The following is an 18,363-nucleotide window of genomic DNA, read 5'->3' as shown; positions in this document are numbered from 1 at the left end:
TATAGCAGTTTTACTGCCTTAATGGTTTTTGAGTAAAAAACAGTCTTCTTATAGGATGATGAATTTAAAAGTATTGAATTATTTTGATATGTCTGTATTATTGGACATATGGAAATAACTAACGCTATCGCAAGCTTTGCCGCACTGTCTCAAGACACGCGTCTAAAAGCCTTTAAGTTACTGGTCAGTCAAGAGCCAGACGGCCTACCTGCAGGTGAAATAGCCCGTCAGCTATGTGTGCCGCATAACACCATGTCCGCGCATCTATCAGTACTGGCGCGAGCAGGGTGGGTAGTGTCAAAACGCCAAAGTCGGCAAATTATCTATCGCGCGTCGTTGTCGCATATGGAGGCGGTCGTGCAGTTTTTATTGCAGGACTGCTGCGCAGGGCATTCAGAGCTGTGTGCTTCGCTCATAGATAGCTTAAGCGGCTGTGAGGCTGCCAAATCTGATAAAAAAGACAGTCTGTAAAGCACACCCTAATAACTAGATTCAAAAAATAGGTGAAATCGCTATGAAACCCTTGATTTTTCACAATCCCAACTGCGGTACCTCTCGCAATACGCTTGCCATCATAAAGGCATCAGGTGAGCAGCCAGAAGTGGTGGAGTATCTAAAAAACCCGCCGAGCCGTGACGAGTTGGTTGACCTATTGGCAAAGATGAATATCTCGCCAAGAGAGTTATTACGTAGCAAAGAAGCCATCAATGATGAGCTGGGCTTAGACAATCCTGAGCTATCTGATGACCATATTATCGATGCGATGATCGCGCACCCTATCTTAATCAATCGTCCTATCGTGGTCACGGATAAGGGCGCAGCGTTATGCCGACCTTCAGAGCGAGTGTTTGCATTGTTAGAAAATCCGGTGAGCAGCTTTACTAAAGAAGACGGCGAGACGATTTATCATGACAATAGCCAATAATAATCAGCCTCACACAGAGGGGTCGTTAAAGTTAGATGACCTGCCTAATATTGATGCCAGTCAATTACAACCGATTGATATTGAGTCATTGATTGCACCAAATGACCCACGTCATCCACCTAAGATACTCGTCCTATACGGGTCATTACGTGAGCGCTCATTTTCTAGATTAGCGGCTGAGGAGGCAAGTCGGCTGCTGCGTTGGTATGGCTGCGAGGTGCGGATGTTTAATCCGTCGGGGTTGCCGCTGCCTGATGAGGCTGACAGCAATCACCCAAAGGTGCAAGAGCTGCGCGAGCTGGCGCAGTGGTCAGAGGGCATGCTGTGGGTGAGTCCAGAGCGTCACGGCAGCATCACCAGCATTATGAAAGCACAAATTGATTGGATACCGCTTGCACTGGGCGGCGTACGCCCCACTCAAGGCAAAACCTTGGCAGTGATGCAAGTGAGCGGTGGCAGTCAAAGCTTTAATACCGTCAATCAGCTGCGCATTCTGGGGCGCTGGATGCGCATGATTACTATCCCCAATCAATCATCGATTCCAAAGGCTTTTTTAGAGTTTAATGATGACAATCGTATGGATAAGTCGCCTTTATATCTGCGTCTCGTTGATGTCTGTGAGGAGCTAGTGAAGTTTACGTGGCTCACTCGTGGACGCTCGGCCTATCTGACTGATAGATACTCTGAGCGGGTGGAAAGTGCCGAAGCAGTGTCGCAACGTGTCAATCAAAAGTCGATTTAGTCTTTTGTAGATTCAATCGGCTAAACCAAATAGCTCAACAAAATCGGTTAAAACAAGCCGGTTAAACCAATTCGGTTAAAAAAGCCAGCTCAAATAAGGTTGTACCATGCTTGCATTCATTATCTTTATCGTGACTTTGGTTTTGGTGATATGGCAGCCTAAAGGTTTGGGCATTGGTTGGAGCGCGCTGGGAGGAGCCTTGGTCGCCTTGGCTTTTGGTGTGGTGCAGTTATCCGATGTCGGTATTGTATGGGACATCGTTTGGGATGCTACCTTTACCTTCGTGGCGCTAATTATCATCTCGCTTATCTTAGATAGGGCGGGATTTTTTGGTTGGGCGGCGCTACATGTGGCGAGACTGGGCAATGGGCAGGGACGGTTGTTGTTTCCCATGATTGTGATATTGGGCGCGTTTATCTCCGCGTTTTTTGCCAATGATGGCGCTGCATTACTTCTAACACCGATTGTCATCGCTATCTTGCTCCGGCTTAAGTTTTCACCGCCATCGGCATTGGCTTTTATCATAGCGACGGGCTTTATCGCTGATACCGCAAGTTTGCCGTTAGTGACTTCTAATCTGGTTAATATCGTCAGCGCCAATTATTTTGATATCAGCTTTGGACGTTATGCGGCGGTCATGGTGCCAGTCAATATTGTCTCTGTCATCGCGACATTAGCAGTGCTGTGGGTAGTCTATGCGCGCCAAATTCCAACACAATATTCCATTGCCAATCTTAGCGCACCTGCATCCGCTATCGAAGATCCGCTGGTGTTTAAAGCCGCCTTTCCGCTACTGGGACTATTACTTGTTGCTTATTTTGCCACTGAATCATTAGGTATTCCTATCTCCTTCGTGACTGGCGCTGCTGCGCTGGTGCTGATGGCAATTGCAGGTCGCTGGTGGCAGGGCGGGCGAGATGCGGTTGTTTCTGTATCTGACGTCGTACGTAAAGCGCCTTGGCAAATCGTCTTGTTTTCAATCGGTATGTATTTGGTGGTGTATGGCTTGGGTAACGCAGGACTGACGGCTTATGGTGCTCAAATACTCAACTGGCTAGGGCAGCAAGGCAATATCATCGCCACAGTAGGCACAGGATTTCTTTCAGCGATTGTGGCTTCTATTATGAATAACATGCCATCTACCTTGGTAGGCGCGCTGGCTATCGATAGCGCGCAAGTACCCGCAGCGACTCGTGAGCTGATGATTTATGCCAATGTGATTGGCAATGATCTGGGGCCGAAGTTTACGCCCATTGGTAGCCTTGCGACCTTATTATGGCTACATGTCTTAGCAGAAAAGGACTATAAAATTAGCTGGGGGCAGTATATGAAAATCGGCCTGCTTATTACGCCGCCAGTATTATTAGCGACGCTACTAGCTTTGGTGTTTTGGTTGCCTCATGTCTCTGGGATTTAAAAGGCATTTATATGGGTTATCAATTCCAGGTGGAAGACCTCATTATTAGAATTGGTTTTACGCTGACATATATCGAAGTCATCGGTTATAATAGCCGCGCATTTTAACTTTTTAACTTTTAAGACGGTACGTTTATTCTGTCAAGGATTTATGATGAGTGATCAGCAAGCACAAAAGCAAGCCGCAGCCCAAGCTGCTCTAAGTTATATCGAAGATGACATGATACTTGGCGTAGGGACAGGTAGTACGGTGAACTGCTTGATTGAGCTATTGCCGCAGGTCAAGCTTGCTGGTGCCGTTGCCAGCTCACAGGTGACAGAAGACAAATTGCGTGCTTTGGGTATCGAGATTGTCGATCTAAACTTTGCCGGCCAGCTTGATGTCTATATAGATGGTGCTGATGAAGTTAATGCCCATCTGCAACTCATCAAAGGCGGCGGCGGCGCGCTGACGCGTGAAAAAATCGTCGCTGCAGCGTCCAATAAGTTTGTCTGTATGGTTGATGAGAGTAAGAGTGTCGATATACTAGGCCGATCGTTTCCTGTACCGATCGAAGTCTTGCCGCAAGCGCGCTCCTATGTGGCACGTCAGCTAGCACAAATGGGCGGTGAGCCAGTCTACCGTGAGGACTTTGTCACTGATTATGGCAATGTCATTCTCGACACTTATGACCTAGATGTCAGCAATCCTATAGCGCTTGAAAAAGAGCTAAATAATATCGTGGGTGTGGTCTGTAATGGTATCTTTGCCGCCAATCAAGCCGATGTTTTGCTAAAGGCGAGTAGTAATGGGGTTGAAACGATAACGCGTTAATAAGCGTCATTATTTATCGTTTAGCTTTTAACGCTTGAAGCTAGAACTTAAAACTTAAAACTAAGAAAAGGCAGACTACTATAAGTAATCTGCCTTTTTTGCTATCTGTTTTAAAAATATGTGCTTTTAAACAAATCGATTATCCATCAGTTAAACCGATAGTTTAATCTTATCCTTGAGCAAAAACTCCATCAAGGCCTTTTGCGCATGTAAGCGGTTTTCGGCTTCGTCCCAGACCACGGAGCGCGGATCATCAAGCATGTCGTGAGAGATTTCTTCGCCGCGGTGCGCAGGCAAGCAGTGCATAAAGACAACATCTGGATCAGCTTTATCTAATAGCGATGGCGTCACTTGATAGGGTGCAAAGCGGCGCGCGCGTGTATTTTGCTCAGACTCTTGACCCATACTGGCCCAGACGTCAGTGACGATAAGGTGCGAGTCTTTTGCCGCATCTTGCACATCTTCGACTAAGCTGACGCAATGCGAGAAACGCTCCATCAGCTTAGGATCAGGCTCAAAGCCATAAGGCGCGGCCACGCGTAGCTCAAAGCCGAACTGACTCGCCGCTTGCATAAAGGAGGCGCACATATTATTACCATCGCCGACCCAAGTGACGGTCTTGTTCTCGATACTGCCGCGATGCTCATAGAAGGTTTGCATATCAGCGAGGAGCTGACAGGGGTGAAAGTCGTCCGTCAAAGCGTTGATAATCGGCACACTAGAGTATTTAGCAAAGGTTTCGACTTTTTCGTGACCAAAGGTGCGAATCATTATGATATCGACCATGCTCGAGATGACGCGGGCTGAGTCCTCTAAAGGCTCGCCGCGACCAAGCTGCGTGTCATTTGGTGATAAAAAAATCGCACTGCCGCCAAATTGTCCCATACCGGTCTCAAACGAAATACGCGTACGGGTAGAGGACTTCTCAAATATCATGCCAAGCGTCCGGCCCACAAAAGGCTGATAAATCTCACCTGCGTGTTGCATTTTACGCAGCTCGCTGGCTCGTTTGATTAAGGTTTCTAGTTCTTGTTTGCTTAAATCAGATAAAGTCAAAAAATGGCGCAAGCTCATAGCAGTCCTAGCAGTCGATCACGGTCAATTATAATGGTGGGCTATCAGCCGGTGTTGGTAGTTGTGCCTCAGCACACTGACCGCGGAGATAACAAACTTTTAGTATAGCGTAATTACCTTTAATGTAAATGCCCAATTTTTGCAGATTTCGAATAATAGACTAGGCTTAAAGATCAGACAGATTATATGGTTTGCACACGCGCAGGCCTTGCGCTTAAGCGGCAAAGAAGCTCATAACCGATAGTGCCTGCTTGGGCGGCGACGTCATCGACATGTGGCGCATTACCCCAAAGGACCACCTTACTATCTAGTGGTAAAGCTTCGGGCAGAGCGCTGACATCGACAACGATCATATCCATCGCTACGCGTCCGCGCACCGGGCAAAGATAGCTTGTATAGCCTTGATCACTTTGATCACTTTGATCGCTTTTTTCTGAGTCTTCTGTTTTACTTTTAACCAGTACGCAAACGTGCGTCTCGTCATTTACTACGCGAGGATAGCCATCACCATAACCTATGCTGACGAGTGCCGTTCTAGTGGGCTTATCCGCAATCCAGCGACTGCCATAACCAATAGCCTCACCTGTATTGACCGTAGATAACGCCATAATTTGAGCGCTAAATTCCATCGCCGGTTTTAAATTTAACTCGGACGCTGACTTATCAATGACGGGCGAGCTACCATAGAGCATGATACCGGGGCGTACCCAATCATAGTGGTGTTCAGGGAAGTTCACGAGTCCTGCTGAATTACATAGCGAACCTTGGATATCTTCGCTAACTGTCTTTTTTAATAGTGCTAGCATCTCATCAAAGCGCTGAATCTGTAGCGCATTTAACGGATGTTTGCGATCATCAGCGTTGGCAAAATGCGTGGTTAAAATAAGCTGATAACCAGCTTGATGTAGCTGCTTTGCCGCTTCAATTGTCTGCTGATAATCAAAACCCAAACGGTTCATACCGGTATTATATTTAAGCCAAACTATTCGCGTCGCACTATCAGAGCTTGGGATATTCGCGAGCGCCCAATCAAGCTGCGGCTGATGATGAATCACGCAGCTGCAATCATAGTCGATAGCTTGTTGCCATTCATCTGCGCTGAATACCCCTTCGACTAAACCAATGCCTTTATCCCAGCCCAACTGCCGCGCCTCAAGCGCCTCGGTAAAGCTTGCGACCCCAATACCATCCGCTTGCTGCAAGGCTGGTAATATCATAGCGACGCCGTGACCATAGGCATTGGCCTTGACCATCGCTAGTACCCTTGATTTAGGCGCTAAGCGTTTGGCTTGCATCAAGTTGTGAGTGAGGGCAAGAGGATCGATAGTGACGGTAGCGGTACGCATAATAGATTTCTTTTAGCAAAATTTTGGCGGGTTTTAGGTTATATTCAATCGAAAATAAAATAGATACGATAGTATCATCGTGCTACTGGTACCAGTTTTTCTTTGCTTAATGTGCGCTTTGCACTGCAGAGGCTACGAAAAATCATCCTAGTAGCATCGTATCGGTTGTAAAGTGAATTGATTATATAAGTTTTTAAGTGAGTTCAAAGCCGCGGGACAGGTAAATAGCAAGCATTACTCATCATCAAAAGTCGCGCCTTGATAGTATTCAGGGGTTAAGTTAGTAAAGCGGGTAAATTGTCCCTCAAAAGCTAGGCGTATCGTACCGATAGGGCCGTTACGCTGCTTACCGATGATGACTTCGCCGACGCCTTTATGGTCTGAGTTTTCATTATAGACCTCATCGCGATAGATAAACATAATCAAATCCGCATCCTGCTCAATAGCACCAGATTCACGAAGATCAGACATGATCGGGCGCTTATTAGGGCGATTCTCAAGACTGCGGTTGAGCTGCGAGAGCGCAATAACTGGACATTCAAGCTCACGGGCAAGCGCCTTTAGACTACGTGAGATCTCGGAGATCTCGCCCACACGGTTGCCATCGAGGCTAGGAACTTTCATCAGCTGCAGATAATCGACGATAACCGCGCCAATTTTACCATCATGGTTTTTGGCGATACGGCGGCAGCGTGAGCGCAGCTCGGATGGGGGTAGCGCCGTACTGTCATCGATATACAGATGCTTGGATTGTAGATGCTGTATGGCGTTCATCATCTTCGCCCATTCATCTTCATTCATCTGCCCTGAGCGCAAATGTGTCTGGTTAATCGCGCCCCAAGAAGACAGCAGACGCATAACGATAGACTCAGCGGGCATCTCCATCGAGAAGACCACAACGGGTAACTCCTCATTAAATAAGATACCTTCCGCCAGATTCATCGCAAAAGTCGTTTTACCCATAGAGGGGCGCGCCGCGACAATAACTAGATCACCTGCTTGCAAGCCTTGGGTTTTATTATTCAGCTCAGTAAAAGGCGTTTGTAGGCCTATCATGCCATCAGGGTTGGATTTGAGCTCTTGTATTTGGTCGATGACATTGGTCAGTACCGAGGTGATACCGACAGGGCCGCGCTGTTCGGCGCGTTTATTATGCTGCTCGTTAATACTAAAGATAGTCGCCTCAACACTGTCTAAGATATCGCTGACCGACTGATCTTTGGGGTTATAAGCGAGGCTGAGCATATCGTTACTAGCAGTAATGAGTTGGCGTAGCGTCGACAGCTCGCGAACCCGCTGGGCGTAAGCGGTCAGGTTAAATAGAGTCGCTGGGCTTTGGCTCAGAATATCCGCTAGATAGCTATCGCCGCCGGCGCTCTTAAGAAGCTTTTGCGCCTCTAACCAATCATGTACCATCACCGTATCATAAGGCTCGTTCACTGCCGCCAAGTGCGCAATAGCCGCGAAAATATGCTGATGACGGCCAGCATAAAAATCGTCCTTGGTAACAATATCGGCAATCTTGTCGTACGCCTCTTCAATACTCATCAAAGAGGCCAGCAAAGCCTTTTCGATATCGATATTGTGCGGGGGCTGCTGATTGAGTAAGTCGTCGGTTTTGTCGTTATATGCCATGAGCGCCTAATATTAAAGTAAAAACAATACAAAATGATGCAATAACTACTATAGGTTTGAAGCCAATTATTGATAAGTGAGGAGTGCTGAGACTTCTAAAACGCAAAATAAAACTCAGCGTATTGATGCTACAATTAACAGCGAAGTTTAACACATTATGCCCTTTTTTTAGCCATAATCGTTAAGTATCTTTATCTTGCTCAGTCGCTACTCACTGTTTCATTGGCTTTTGTGATTTAGGTAAAGACTAAGAGGATGTAATAAAAAAAATAATAAAATCAATGCTATAAATATAAGTGTTATAAATAAAAGGATGGTTTGATATGCAAGATCTATTAGCTAAGCGGCCCTTACTCATTACTACCGGAGAGCCTGCTGGCATAGGCATGGATGTCGTATTGATGCTTGCTGATGCTGGTAAACTGCAGGATTTCGATCGGCCCATTTGGGTCACGGCTGACCACGAGGCGATGAGCGCGCGCGCTGATAGATTGCTCAAAGCCGGCACAATAAAAAACGATCCTAAATGGCAAGTGGTCGATTGGCAAATATTAGAAGACGATTTTGATAATAATAAAGATGACAGTGAAAAAACTATAGCGTCAGAAGGCGCGCAAAATAAGCTGAATGATAGCGGCTTTACCTTAATCAATATACCTTGTCATGCTCCGGTAGTGGCAGGTCGTATTGACACCAATAATTCCGCGATGGTCGCGCAGCAACTCACTCTAGCGCACAAGCTTGCCACTAGCGCACAAATCGCTGCTATCGTCACCGGACCACTGCAAAAGTCTGCGCTAATAGATGCCGATATCAAACTGCCTGATGGCACTATGTTCAGCGGTCATACTGAGTTTTTTATGCAGCAAAGTGGCTGCGACAAAGTGGTAATGATGCTGGCTAATCAAGCCATGAAAGTGGCGCTAGTGACCACTCATCTGGCGCTCAGAGATGTAGCTGATGCTATTACTCCAGATAATGTGCGGCAAACAATACAAATCGTCCTCGATGATATGCACACAAAATTCGGTATGAATAATCCGCGTCTCTTAGTTTGCGGTCTGAATCCCCATGCAGGCGAGGGCGGGCATTTGGGGCTTGAGGAGATCAATATTATTAATCCAGTATTGCAGGAGTTTATCAATGCAAGTGTCGATATCTCTGAGGCGATGCCAGCTGATACGCTGTTTACCACTAGACATTTAAACAACTGCGATGCGGTCATCGCTATGTATCATGATCAAGGTTTGCCAGTACTTAAGTCGCATGGCTTTGGCGATACTGTTAATTTAACCTTGGGCTTGCCTTATATTCGCACCTCTGTCGATCATGGCACCGCGCTTGACCTAGCAGGGCAAGGCGGCGCTAACGACAACAGTCTGTATCAAGCTTTATTGATGGCAAACGATATGGCCAATGAAGCGTTATAGCTTGAGGGCTGCCACACACTATAAACGCTAGAGCCAATGCAGCTTAATTATGAGCTATGTTATAATTCTGATTACGTTAAGCGCTTAGGCTTATACAGCTTTGTTGCACAAACCCTGTATATCTATTCATTTTATATAAAGAACCTTTATGTCAAAACCGTCGTTCGATGCTAAAACTCTCTCGGCCAGTTTGCGCACTGCCAAACACCAACCGCGTAAACGCTTTGGTCAAAACTTCTTGCATGATACTAGCGTTATTCGCCAAATCGTCGATAGCATCCGTCTGGAGCGCGATGATAATTTGATTGAGATTGGTCCTGGTATGGGCGCTTTGACTGAGCCGCTGCTCGCGGAAGTCAATGCTATGAGCGTAGTGGAGCTTGATCGCGACTTAGCAGATAGCTTACGCATTCGCATAGGTGCCAATAGCCATCCTAACTTTACGATTATTAAAGCCAATGCCATGGATGTTGACTATCGCGAGTTGTATAGCGAAGAGAAAGGCAAGCTGCGAGTGGTTGGCAACCTACCTTATAATATCTCTACCCCAATTTTGTTTCATTTGCTTGAGTTTGCTGATGTCATTGAAGATATGCATTTTATGCTGCAAAAAGAAGTCGTTGAACGTATTACCGCAGATGTCGGTAGCAAAACTTATGGCCGTCTGTCAGTGATTATGCAGTATCACTGCGAGACCGACTATCTGCTGACAGTACCGCGCGGTGCGTTTAATCCGCCGCCGAAAGTCACAAGCGCGGTTTTTCGTCTGACGCCTCATACTACCAAGCCTGTAGTCGCTGAAGATGAAGATCATTTCGCTATCGTCGTTCGCGAAACCTTTAACCATCGCCGCAAAACGCTACGTGCTATTTTTAAGCAATCAGCCTTACTGCCCACACTAAACGAAAATGACTTTGCTGCTTGCGCTATAGATCCGCAAGCGCGGCCTGAGACTTTAAGTGTTAGCGACTTTGTCACCCTGAGTAATCGCTCGGGCACTTTAATGGTTACAGAGTAATAAAAACAAAGTAGGGTATTAGCGTTTTTTAGCTCTTTAAGACTTACTTTGAAAAATTAAGCTTTTCGTTTTAGCAATAATAATCAACTCTTGAGGTTTTATGAGTTTTCGTCATCAGTATGTCATAGGCGACCTACAAGGTTGCTATGCAGCCTTTCAGCAATTACTAAAGACTTTAGATTTTGATCCAAAACAAGACAAGTTATGGTTTGCAGGAGACTTAGTAGCACGCGGAGAGGATTCGCTAAACACTTTGCGACACGTAAAGGTGCTGTGCGAGCAAGGCGCTGCTGCGACCGTGCTTGGTAATCACGATATCAATCTAATCGCGGTATGGCGCGGTGCGGCAAAACTTAAGGAAAAAGATAAAACCGCGCCTATCTTTGCCGCAAAGGACTGCGACGAGTTATTAGAGTGGCTGCGTCATCAGCCGATCTTAACTTATCCCAACGCGCAAACGGTGCTAGTGCACGCGGGTATTCCGCCGCACTGGAGTATTGATGAGGCGGCAGGCTATGCTAGAGAATTAGAAGCGCAGCTGCAAGGCAGTAAAAAGACTCTTGATAAGCTACTACCAAATTTATATAGCAAAAAAGCCGACGTTTGGCATGATGATATTAGTGGCTATACCAGATTACGCGCTATTAGTAATTACTTTACGCGCATGCGGTTATGCCAGCAAGATGGCAGCTTAGAATTTAGTTTTACCGCAAGCTTAGAGGAGGCCATGCCCGATGATTTTATGCCTTGGTTTGAATGGCAGGTGCCACGGACGCGTAAGATATTATTCGGTCATTGGGCAGCCCTAAAGGGAGATGTGGACTTACCGTATGCTCGCGCGCTCGATGGTGGCTGCGTTTGGGGTAACTGTCTACTGACCTACCGACTTAGCGATGGTGAAGTCATTAGCTCAAGCGCTCATTGTCCTAAGCCTTAATACAGCGTCTATATAAAGAGATAGTCTAACCTTCATTTGCCGTCTTCAGTCTAGAGCTAAACCGTCCAAACTACCTTAATTAATTGGGTAGTTTGGGAGGCTTTTTAGGTTTCGGCAAGGGCGACTTCGCATTACCAACGGCTTTTTCATCAGATTGAGCTGCCGACTTTGATGTTACGGTTTTGGGCCCTGATGTCTCTGATTCTAAGTTTTCAGAATCTAAAGCCTTCGTCATTTGCTCATATTGGATATCATTGGCATAAGGCACGCTATTTAGCTCTTCATCTCTTAGCCCATCATCTAAATCGATAACTTTTTTGGAGTTATTAGCACCAGTGTGCTGCGCTGTATTTTGCGTATTATTTTGTACTGAAGCTCTTGTAACGTCTGCCTGCGTAGCAGAGGCGGGGTTGTTGTAATGAATATCGGTATTTTCTTGCGCGACCGATTGCACCACTTCTGGTGATATTTTGACATCAGATAGACGTCTTATTACATAGTTGCTTGGTAGGGCTTGGTTACCTTTTTGTGCCGAGCTGTCTTCAAATATCATGTGCCCTTGTCTATCGATACGAGCGTAACTCATCGGCTGAGGACGGGGCCAAAAGAAGTCAGAAGGATGGCTGATTACATGTCCAAAGACCAGTCGTATAAGACGACTCCATCCAAAGAAGCGCACCTCTTTTGAGCGTAAGGCCACAAACAGCGCTAGCGAAAAGCTCACCATCAAATTGACAATACCGATTAAGGCCACTCCCAAAATCGAGATGGCAATTAAGCCCCAGCTCATATCAGCAGCGGGTAAATTAAACAGGCCATGAGCTAGGTTGGCTGAGGCAAAGGCAATGTGGCGAATATCAATAGGTAGACCAAAGATATAGCCTATCGTCGCGGTACTGCCTAAGAATACACCAAATAAAAAGTTGCCCATAATCGCGCCGAGATTGGCTTCTACAAAGCCGCCCAAACGCATGAGCCAAGATTTTGGTAAGATAAACTTTAGCAGCTTATGGCGCTGAATACGCGCGCCTATATGGTTATAAACCGCCAAGTTATCATAGTAGCCAGCGATAAGCCCCGATAAGAACAAATACACCCCAGCAATGGCAGCATGAGGCAGGGCAAGCGAGCGAAAGGGGTCGAGATCATGCAGTAAGCTGGCGGCTTTATCAGGATCGATCATCGGCACACCGCTGTATTGCCACCAAGCAAAAGAGATAAGCAGGGCGACTGGCATGGCGAGCATGATGTTACCCATGATAGCGATAAACTGCGTGCGCAAAATATCGACGACCAACTCAGAGAGCTTAGTTAACTGATGGGATTTTTTACCGGAGCCATCAGAGATAGTCGATGCGATAGCCGCTGCCGTCATCGCTGGTTGTTTGGTCGCCACCGTACCATGGACGACGTGGATAAAGACAAACCCTAAGCCATATATCATGCTATTGACGAAGGCGCGGCCCATAGGGGCAAGGGCTAAGTGATAAGCAGATATCTTCAAAGTCGCCATAAAGGCAATAAAGAAACCACCGATAGAGGCCTTTTTGAACATCTTTTTATAGCCGGCTTTGTCAGTGCTAATATAGTGCTCACCAACGCGGCTGGCATTTTCGGTGACTTTTTTGGAGAGCAGCTTAGTATTATTATCGATCAGATAGCCGATACTATAACGACGACTGGCGGTACTGATGAGTGATTGAATCAGCTCAATGATAGCGCCGTCACGCTTATGGTCTACATCTGAAACCAGCTCTGTTAAGATACGAATACGCTGCAGGCTTTGCTCAAGGCGCATCATCATATTGGTTAAGCGAATAGAGATACCCGTCTTATAGATACGCTTACGAACGGTCGCTACCACCTCTTCACATTGCTCTAACATAACCAACAACGGTGCAGCATCCACCGCCTTTTCAGGGGTGATATCAGTTAAAGTGTCAAGCTCATGCGCTTGACGGTACTGATTGACAAATAGTACCGCTTCTTGATTTTGTGCGACAAAAGAGGCGGAATAGTTCAGTATTTGTGGATAGGACTCCATAAGCTCAGGGTGTAGACCTATACCGCTGACTCGGTAGGAGAGGATAATAATAGCGTTTAGTATGCTGTTTTTGGCAGTAGCGACTAAGTGTAAATGCTCCTCTTTAATCTGCAGGAGGGCAACTAGCGTATCCCATTTGTCTTTGTCGATATGAGCAAGCCAGCGCTCATCAGTGCTTTTGTCAAACAGATAGCTGACCAGCTCGACAACAGAGTCCTCTTGCGGCAGCAAAGGTAGAAAACGATGTCCTATCAGTCGTCGTAAACTACTAAAAAACCCCTGATCTGACATGATACCGGTATCGGTATACAAAGTAATTTGACGATATTCGGTAATTAGCTTTAACACAAAGCTGGCAAGCCCATCTCCGTATTCTGGATGTTGTTGCAAGATATCAATAAGTGCCTGTATCTTCTGATTGGCAAGCGCAGGCTCTTTGTCAGTGACTCGCAGCTCATCGATTAAGCGTTTGAGCACCGAAGGTTCTGGCACATCACTTAAAGCAGTAATCTGCTGTAAAATACGTTTTATTTCAGACACATGGTACCCTTAGTTGTTTTTATAGAGTAGGCCGTTTAGCGATAAAGATGAACAAGCATTCAGTCAGCTGCTGATCTAGGCAAGCTCACACGATATTTTAATCGCAACCTAACGTTTAAGGTTGATTATTTTGTTAGTAGTTATTTACGAGGCTCAAAAAGCAAAGTCACATGGACAAAAAACACGGACAAAAAAAGGACAGCTCGAAATGAACTGTCCTTTTTTATGAAATAGCTTTTAATAACTATTAGGCAACTATTATTTGGCAAGTAGCCCTATGAGTTAGTAGCAGTCTCAAAATATGCAAGATCAAAGTCCATCATCGGATCGCTACCAGTCTCGACCATCTGTACATGAGCATCGATGCGCGGCAAAATACGGCCAACGAAATAATCGGCAAGCTTGGCTTTATTGGTATAAAACTCACCCTCTTTACCGTCAGCAGCTTCGACCATCATCGCAAACATATACGAGTAGCATAGATAACCAAAGGCATGCATGAAGTCTACTGCACAGCCGTTGATCTCATTTTTGCGCTCACCGATATTAGCAAGTACCGTTGTGGTCAAGTTTTCAATCTTGTCAGTCGCTGCTAGTGTCGCTTGCTTCACTTGATGATCCGCTTGCATGTTGTTCACAAAGTCGCGAATCTCGCTTAAGAAGTTATTGATATATTTGCCATTATTACGCGCCACTTTTCGGCCTAATAAATCAAGCGCTTGGATACCGTTAGTGCCTTCATAAATCTGGGCGATACGCGTATCACGAACGATCTGCTCCATACCCCATTCGCGCACGTAACCGTGACCGCCGAAGACTTGCTGGCAATCAATCGTGGCTTCAAGCGCTTTATCGGTTAAGAAACCTTTAGCAACAGGCGTCAATAAAGCCACGCGAGCTGCTGCCGCTTTAGCCACTTCGGGATCATCACTGAACTTTTCTTTGTCGAGATTCTGCGCCACATACATGGCAAAGCAGCGTGACGCCTCAGAGTTGGCTTTGGCATTAAGTAACATACGGCGCACGTCCGCATGATGGATAATCGCATCGGCAGGCTTTTCTGGGCTTTGCAATTGAGTATCGCTACGACCTTGACCACGATCATTGGCATAGATAACGGCGTTTTGATAAGCCAGCTCAGTACCGCCAAGGCCTTGTAAGCCCATAGTGACACGCTCGTAGTTCATCATCACAAACATTGACGATAGGCCCGTGTTTTCAGCGCCGACCATCCAGCCTTTAGCATTGTCAAAATTCATCACACAAGTGGCTGAGGCTTTGATGCCCATTTTGTGCTCAATAGAGCCAACGGCTAAGGTGTTGCGCTCGCCTAAGCTGCCATCTTCATTGACCAAGAACTTAGGCACGATAAATAAAGAAATACCTTTTGAACCTTCTGGCGCGTTTGGCGTTTTGGCCAATACCAAATGAATGATATTATCAGTGAGGTCATGCTCGCCGCCAGTGATAAAGATTTTAGTACCAGAGATGTCATAACTACCATCATCGTTAGGCACAGCTTTGGTTTTGATAATACCCAAATCAGTACCAGCGTGCGGCTCAGTTAAGCACATCGTACCTGACCATTCGCCGGCGTACATTTTCTCAAGATATGTCTCTTTTTGCTCTTCACTAGCCGCCGCGTTCATACATAGGGTTGCGCCAACCGTCAGGTTAGGGTAGAGGGCAAAAGATTGGTTAGTGGTAAAGATCATCTCTTCGGTCAGCATCGTGACCATTTTAGGAAAGCCTTGACCACCGTACTCAGGATCACCGCTCAAGCCCACCCAACCAGATTCAGCGTACTGCTTATAAGCTTCTTTGAAGCCAGTAGGAGTCGTGACTACGCCATCACCTTCAAAGGTTGCGCCTTCTTCATCACCGCTGCGGTTGATTGGTAATAAGACATTTTTTGATAACCTTGCCATCTCTTCTAAGATCATATCGACAGTATCCATGTCAACATGAGCAAGCTTATCAGTACTTTGCCAAAATTCATGGGCACGAAAGACATCGTTTAAGATAAAGCGCATGTCATTAAGAGGGGCATTATAAACAGCCATAAAAAATCCTTTCATTCAAATGTAGTAGAAAAATGGGCAAGTATCAGTGGCGAAACTGGCCTAGAGTCCAGCTAAAATCAGGTACTGATAAATGTGACAAGCTAGGTCAGCATATCGATTATCAAACATACTAAGAGTATTGCAATCATTAAAGTTTAGCAAATTAGCGCATTATCATGTGTGTTTGTTCGTGAATACTGGGTGCACCAAAAGTTTCACAATAGCTTTGTGGTTCTTAAATTTGACTTAAAAGAGTATGAGACAACTAAAGTATAGTTAATAGACAGCAAGGACTGATCACTACAGCCTGCCATAAGACTTCATAATACTAAAAAAGCAACATACTTAAGTATGTTGCCTCTGATAATACTCATTAAGATCAAGCGAATTCACCGCTCATTACAATGGCAACTTAAAAAGCAAACTGCTCAACATCCATACTCATATATGGCGCAACACCCGTGCCGATACGCTGCGCATGAGTAGCGGTACGAGGGAGCAATTTGGCAAAATAGAACTGCGCTGTTTTGACTTTTGCATCATAGAAGGCTTGCTCACTATTGCCGTTGGCAAGCTCAGTTTGCGCGACTAATGCCATACGTGCCCATAGGTAAGCGACAGTCACATAGCCACTGAAATATAAGTAATCCACCGCTGCAGCGCCAACTGCTTCTGGATTTTCAGCAGCTTGCTTACCAATTTCAGTAGTCAGCTCACCCCATTGTTTGACATGCTGCATGAGCGGCGCTGTAAACTGTGCCATGTCATCATTGTCTTTATTCTCATCACAGAACTGCTGAATGATAGTGACAAAGTTGGCAAGTAGTTTGCCTTGCGAGCCCAGTACTTTACGACCCAATAGGTCAATAGACTGAATCTCGGTTGTACCTTCGTATAAGCAGGAAATACGCGTATCACGAACGTTTTGTTCCATCCCCCATTCACTGACAAAGCCATGACCGCCATAGACCTGAATACCGTGGTTCGCCGCTTCAAGCCCTGTCTCAGTCAAGAAGGCTTTGGCAATCGGTGTCAGTAACGACAACATCTGATCAGCAAATTCACGATCTTCACCTTCGCCTTTAGCTACGGTGTCGGCAAAGTGTGAGAGATAATAAATCAAAGCACGTCCGCCTTCTGCAAATGCCTTTTCGGTCAAGAGCATATTGCGTACTGCGGGATGAACAATGATAGGATCTGCCGCTTTTTCTGGCGCTTTGGCTCCTGATAGCGAGCGCATCGCTAAGCGATCTTTTGCATAAGGAAGTGAGCCTTGGAATGCATACTCAGCAGCAGTTACGCCTTGAACAGCAGTACCAATACGTGCCACGTTCATAAAAGTAAACATGCACTGTAAGCCGCGGTTTTCAGGGCCAATCAGATAACCAGTTGCACCATCAAAGTTGATCACACAAGTAGCAGAGGCTTTGATGCCCATCTTATGCTCAATAGATCCACAAGTGACTTGGTTTGGCTCAGCCAAGCTGCTATCTGCATTGACATTGATTTTTGGAACAATAAATAATGAGATGCCTTTAGTGCCAGCAGGCGCGCCTGGTAGACGAGCTAACACGATATGAATAATATTATCCGTTAAGTCATGCTCGCCAGCCGAGATAAAGATCTTTTGCCCAGTGATGCTGTAAGTACCATCGTCGTTGGGCTGCGCTTTGGTGCGAATGATACCCAGATCAGAGCCTGCATGTGCTTCGGTCAGACACATCGTACCTGACCATTCACCGGTGACCATTTTTTCAAGGTAGGTGTCTTTTTGCTCATCAGTGCCATGGTGTTCGATGGTCTGAATAGCGCCATGAGACAGTCCAGGATACATAGAAAATGACCAGTTCGCTGTACCTACCATCTCATTAATAACAGTTGATAAAGAGAATGGTAGGTTCTGTCCACCAAACTCTTCTTCGGCAGATAAAGCCGGGAAGCCAAGCTCGCAGTACTGTTTATAAGCTTCTTTAAAGCCTTTAGGAGTGGTTACTTTTCCATTGTCAAAATGGCACCCTTCGGCGTCACCGCTTTGATTCAATGGCGATAGCTCGTTTTCTGCAAAGCTTGCTGCCATCTCAAACAAACTGTTCATCAAATCGCGATCTGCTTCCTGGAACTTTGGAAGACGCTTATAGTGGCTTTCACTATCAAGCAGCTCATGCATGACGAATTGAATATCACGTAGGGGCGCTTTGTATTGCATGTTATTTTGTCCTTTGTTTTTGGATGTAGCCAATGACGGTCTATACCTATAGCCGTTTACTATCGATGAAAAGTGCTGATATTAGCTATCTAAAATTGCCATGATAACCATCAAAGAGGGATAACTATAATGATAACCATAGAGGTCTGAAAAATAGGCCGGTGACAGTATCA

14 protein-coding genes are annotated in these 18,363 nt (G+C 45.8%); 8 read left to right on the top strand and 6 right to left on the bottom strand.

Annotated features, from left to right (window positions below; all coding sequences use genetic code 11):
* Positions 1-108 precede the first annotated feature (108 nt).
* The 5 genes from AAEY83_RS02690 (at position 109) to rpiA (ending at position 3,897) form a co-directional block, all read left to right on the top strand.
* Complete coding sequence (locus AAEY83_RS02690; protein WP_025646597.1) at positions 109-471, top strand: ArsR/SmtB family transcription factor; 363 nt, start codon at positions 109-111, stop codon at positions 469-471.
* A 43-nt stretch (positions 472-514) separates the two neighbouring features.
* Positions 515-925, top strand: coding sequence for an arsenate reductase (glutaredoxin) (gene arsC, locus AAEY83_RS02685; protein ID WP_025646598.1), 411 nt, complete (start codon positions 515-517; stop codon positions 923-925).
* Positions 909-1,667, top strand: a complete 759-nt coding sequence (arsH, locus tag AAEY83_RS02680; protein WP_025646599.1) for an arsenical resistance protein ArsH — start codon at positions 909-911, stop codon at positions 1,665-1,667. Before arsC ends, arsH begins: the two co-directional genes overlap by 17 nt.
* A 106-nt stretch (positions 1,668-1,773) precedes the next feature.
* The gene (locus tag AAEY83_RS02675) at positions 1,774-3,084 is read left to right on the top strand and encodes an arsenic transporter (RefSeq protein ID WP_025646600.1); all 1,311 of its coding nucleotides are present in this window, start codon (positions 1,774-1,776) and stop codon (positions 3,082-3,084) included.
* A gap of 153 nt (positions 3,085-3,237) precedes the next feature.
* A complete protein-coding gene (gene rpiA / locus AAEY83_RS02670) occupies positions 3,238-3,897 on the top strand; it encodes a ribose-5-phosphate isomerase RpiA (RefSeq protein ID WP_025646601.1) in 660 nt (219 codons plus the stop codon).
* A 150-nt stretch (positions 3,898-4,047) separates the two neighbouring features.
* Here the strand turns inward: rpiA and argF are convergent, their stop codons facing one another.
* From argF to dnaB, 3 genes are all read right to left on the bottom strand, one after another.
* Positions 4,048-4,971: an ornithine carbamoyltransferase gene (argF, locus tag AAEY83_RS02665; RefSeq protein ID WP_025646602.1), complete on the bottom strand. Its 924-nt coding sequence runs from the start codon at positions 4,969-4,971 to the stop codon at positions 4,048-4,050.
* Between the two features lie 182 nt (positions 4,972-5,153).
* Entirely contained in the window at positions 5,154-6,317 is a 1,164-nt protein-coding gene (gene alr / locus AAEY83_RS02660; RefSeq protein ID WP_025646603.1) for an alanine racemase, read from the bottom strand.
* 234 nt (positions 6,318-6,551) lie between these two features.
* Positions 6,552-7,952 carry a replicative DNA helicase gene (gene dnaB, locus AAEY83_RS02655; RefSeq protein WP_025646604.1) on the bottom strand — a complete coding sequence of 467 codons (1,401 nt, stop codon included), beginning with the start codon at positions 7,950-7,952 and terminating at the stop codon, positions 6,552-6,554.
* A 323-nt stretch (positions 7,953-8,275) separates the two neighbouring features.
* On the opposite strand from dnaB, the gene pdxA reads away from it, so the two are divergent.
* The 3 genes from pdxA to AAEY83_RS02640 all read left to right on the top strand — a co-directional run bounded on the left by pdxA (position 8,276) and on the right by AAEY83_RS02640 (position 11,337).
* Positions 8,276-9,382 (top strand): 4-hydroxythreonine-4-phosphate dehydrogenase PdxA, encoded by a 1,107-nt coding sequence (gene pdxA, locus AAEY83_RS02650; protein WP_025646605.1) that lies wholly within the window; start codon positions 8,276-8,278, stop codon positions 9,380-9,382.
* 148 nt (positions 9,383-9,530) lie between these two features.
* A complete protein-coding gene (rsmA, locus tag AAEY83_RS02645) occupies positions 9,531-10,400 on the top strand; it encodes a 16S rRNA (adenine(1518)-N(6)/adenine(1519)-N(6))-dimethyltransferase RsmA (RefSeq protein ID WP_025646606.1) in 870 nt (289 codons plus the stop codon).
* A 100-nt stretch (positions 10,401-10,500) separates the two neighbouring features.
* A complete protein-coding gene (locus AAEY83_RS02640) occupies positions 10,501-11,337 on the top strand; it encodes a symmetrical bis(5'-nucleosyl)-tetraphosphatase (RefSeq protein ID WP_025646607.1) in 837 nt (278 codons plus the stop codon).
* A 79-nt stretch (positions 11,338-11,416) separates the two neighbouring features.
* Here the strand turns inward: AAEY83_RS02640 and AAEY83_RS02635 are convergent, their stop codons facing one another.
* The 3 genes from AAEY83_RS02635 to AAEY83_RS02625 form a co-directional block, all read right to left on the bottom strand.
* Positions 11,417-13,921 (bottom strand): site-specific recombinase, encoded by a 2,505-nt coding sequence (locus AAEY83_RS02635; protein WP_025646608.1) that lies wholly within the window; start codon positions 13,919-13,921, stop codon positions 11,417-11,419.
* Between the two features lie 275 nt (positions 13,922-14,196).
* Positions 14,197-15,984 carry an acyl-CoA dehydrogenase C-terminal domain-containing protein gene (locus AAEY83_RS02630; RefSeq protein ID WP_025646609.1) on the bottom strand — a complete coding sequence of 596 codons (1,788 nt, stop codon included), beginning with the start codon at positions 15,982-15,984 and terminating at the stop codon, positions 14,197-14,199.
* Between the two features lie 412 nt (positions 15,985-16,396).
* On the bottom strand, positions 16,397-18,190 hold the full coding sequence (locus AAEY83_RS02625) for an acyl-CoA dehydrogenase C-terminal domain-containing protein (protein ID WP_025646610.1): 1,794 nt from the start codon (positions 18,188-18,190) through the stop codon (positions 16,397-16,399).
* Between the last annotated feature and the right edge of the window lie 173 nt (positions 18,191-18,363).

The organism is Psychrobacter sp. TB20-MNA-CIBAN-0197 (assembly GCF_040309765.1).
Taxonomy (GTDB): Bacteria; Pseudomonadota; Gammaproteobacteria; order Pseudomonadales; family Moraxellaceae; genus Psychrobacter; species Psychrobacter submarinus.
The sequence above is the reverse complement of the archived record's forward strand: the minus strand, read 5'-3'. Positions and strand labels throughout refer to the sequence as shown.

What these genes read in the sequence shown, in the direction of transcription:
- arsH (WP_025646599.1), top strand. Translation starts at nt 909, where the DNA reads ATGACAATAGCCAATAATAATCAGCCTCACACAGAGGGGTCGTTAAAG.
- alr (WP_025646603.1), bottom strand. Translation starts at nt 6,317, where the DNA reads ATGCGTACCGCTACCGTCACTATCGATCCTCTTGCCCTCACTCACAAC.
- AAEY83_RS02690 (WP_025646597.1), top strand. Translation starts at nt 109, where the DNA reads ATGGAAATAACTAACGCTATCGCAAGCTTTGCCGCACTGTCTCAAGAC.
- AAEY83_RS02675 (WP_025646600.1), top strand. Translation starts at nt 1,774, where the DNA reads ATGCTTGCATTCATTATCTTTATCGTGACTTTGGTTTTGGTGATATGG.
- AAEY83_RS02630 (WP_025646609.1), bottom strand. Translation starts at nt 15,984, where the DNA reads ATGGCTGTTTATAATGCCCCTCTTAATGACATGCGCTTTATCTTAAAC.
- AAEY83_RS02640 (WP_025646607.1), top strand. Translation starts at nt 10,501, where the DNA reads ATGAGTTTTCGTCATCAGTATGTCATAGGCGACCTACAAGGTTGCTAT.
- rpiA (WP_025646601.1), top strand. Translation starts at nt 3,238, where the DNA reads ATGAGTGATCAGCAAGCACAAAAGCAAGCCGCAGCCCAAGCTGCTCTA.
- AAEY83_RS02625 (WP_025646610.1), bottom strand. Translation starts at nt 18,190, where the DNA reads ATGCAATACAAAGCGCCCCTACGTGATATTCAATTCGTCATGCATGAG.
- argF (WP_025646602.1), bottom strand. Translation starts at nt 4,971, where the DNA reads ATGAGCTTGCGCCATTTTTTGACTTTATCTGATTTAAGCAAACAAGAA.
- pdxA (WP_025646605.1), top strand. Translation starts at nt 8,276, where the DNA reads ATGCAAGATCTATTAGCTAAGCGGCCCTTACTCATTACTACCGGAGAG.
- arsC (WP_025646598.1), top strand. Translation starts at nt 515, where the DNA reads ATGAAACCCTTGATTTTTCACAATCCCAACTGCGGTACCTCTCGCAAT.
- dnaB (WP_025646604.1), bottom strand. Translation starts at nt 7,952, where the DNA reads ATGGCATATAACGACAAAACCGACGACTTACTCAATCAGCAGCCCCCG.
- rsmA (WP_025646606.1), top strand. Translation starts at nt 9,531, where the DNA reads ATGTCAAAACCGTCGTTCGATGCTAAAACTCTCTCGGCCAGTTTGCGC.